The 1874-nt window shown below is 63.6% G+C and carries 1 protein-coding gene; it reads right to left on the minus strand.

The features are described 5' to 3' along the window. Nucleotides 1-33: 33 nt before the first annotated feature. Entirely contained in the window at nt 34-474 is a 441-nt protein-coding gene (locus SX243_26165; protein MDY7096472.1) for a hypothetical protein, read from the minus strand. Nucleotides 475-1874 lie beyond the last annotated feature (1400 nt).

Here is a 1874-nt window from a genome sequence, read left to right on the forward strand (position 1 = left end):
CTGACTCGAGACGTCGTAACGCTACCGCAACGCTCAGTACAACTCACGGAACTCCTCCATGCTGAGCCAGCGCAAATCTGAGGTATCTTCAAATTCCCGGACGACGGTTTCAAGACTCTCACAGAGTCTCTCAATAAGCGGCACATTTGTTCGCCCCAAGAGTCGGCCAAGGAGATTCTTGCGCTGAAAGACCTGGCACACCCAATGATCTTCTCCTCGATCTCCGAATGGGGCCCAATGGACAAACACCGAAAACCGCGCGTCAGGGGTGGCGACGTCCACCTCCCATCCTTCTGTCGCCTCTAACGGTCTCTCCGCTTCGAAGTCGAATTCGCTCAATCTGGCCGAAATCCGCTCAGCTAAATCCAGCCCCCAAGGTTCAGCCTGGTCTGCTGTTCCACCGCTAGCGTCGTCAGGCCAGTGCATCTGGAATTCGGACGATTTGAACGCGAGAATGCGAGGAAGATCCGGCATCTTTCCACCTAGTCCTGCCATGCCCAATAGGCGGCGGCCGCACCTCCTGCCGCTGCTCCTCCAACCGCGATTTTGAGCGCAGATGGGCTACCGCGCCAAAGGTATCCTAGAGTCCCATACGGTCTCAATGCGGGAGACACTCTGGACGCCATCCAAGGTTCCCCGGGAAGGAGCCGCATGCCTTGGGCTGATCTACGACCGAACGCAGGAAGGCCGTGGAGACGGGAGTGGAATTCGTAAAACCTCCCAGTGGACATTCGCCGCCCGCGCACTACATTGAGGCCGCTGTCCCGGTACCACCCAAGGAAACGACCGGCGGCTGTATCTGCGCCGCCAACTCGGCGAATAGCCCGGTTGACTGTAGCCTTTTGAATGAAGTGCTGGCCTTCACCCGTATAACCGCGAGTCAAGCGGGTCGCTGCTCGTGGTGAGTACCCCTGACCCCGATACCGGCGATACTCATCTAAGAGCGCTCGGCCAGGGCCCCTGGATCCCGGGGACAGTCCCCTCCCTGGGGCATCCAGGGACCCCACCACCATCTGGGCGCTAGATCGCTCGTATCCTTGCTGCAGGTCTGGACTTAGCTCGGCCTCGAGCTGGTCGCCGAGGACCGGCAAAGTGGCCGAGACCCGGTTGCCGTTTTCGGCATAGGTGGGGACGACGGCAGCGGCATGGCTGGGGCCGGTGGCGCCGGTGAGCAGGACGAGCAGGCTGAGCCCGAGGGTCAGGCCGGTGAGGCGCTTTTCTGTCTTAGCCGCTGTCCTTCGCATGGAGGCATTGTAGCGGTCCGGGACCGACGCAGGCGGCTAATGGAAGGAGTCCACCAGGACCTCTTTCGAGGTGCTGCTCCTGGCTTGTGTGAGGTGCGGTGAGGCCGGCGGGGTCAAGGCCGGCGAAGCCGCCGAAGGGAAGCCTTGACGCCGTCGGGCCACCGCGCCAGCTTGCCTCCAGGAGCAGCCCTCGGGGACATGTCCACAGAGCTGATGAGCTGTCCGTGGAGCTGATGGCTCGTCCACCTGGCTGATGAGCTGTCACAGGCTGCCCGGTGTGCCCGTGCTGGCCGGAGGCCAGCTCCGACGGTTCGGGCGCCCGCGGCTGAGGCGGTACGAGCACGGGACACCGTCCGACGGTGGCCCGCGCGCAGCGCCGAAGACGTGGGCGTTGTCAGCGCCGACGGTTCGACCCCCGGAGGAGGCTGGCGCACGTCCGTCGAGGAGGTGCGCCAGGGGGGAGCCCCCTTTGAGGGGGCGGCGGGCGCATCCGGCCACGCTGACGAGGCTTTGAGAAACCCGTGCCAGGTTTGCATAACTTCGTTATGTAAAGGCTCGTCCCGTGCGGCGGGCTCGGCCGAGGGCAAGCGACGATAACGGCCGCCGTTATCGGCGAGCGGATCTGCACGG

It is taken from the genome of Acidobacteriota bacterium (assembly GCA_034211275.1).
Taxonomy (GTDB): Bacteria; Acidobacteriota; Thermoanaerobaculia; order Multivoradales; family JAHZIX01; genus JAGQSE01.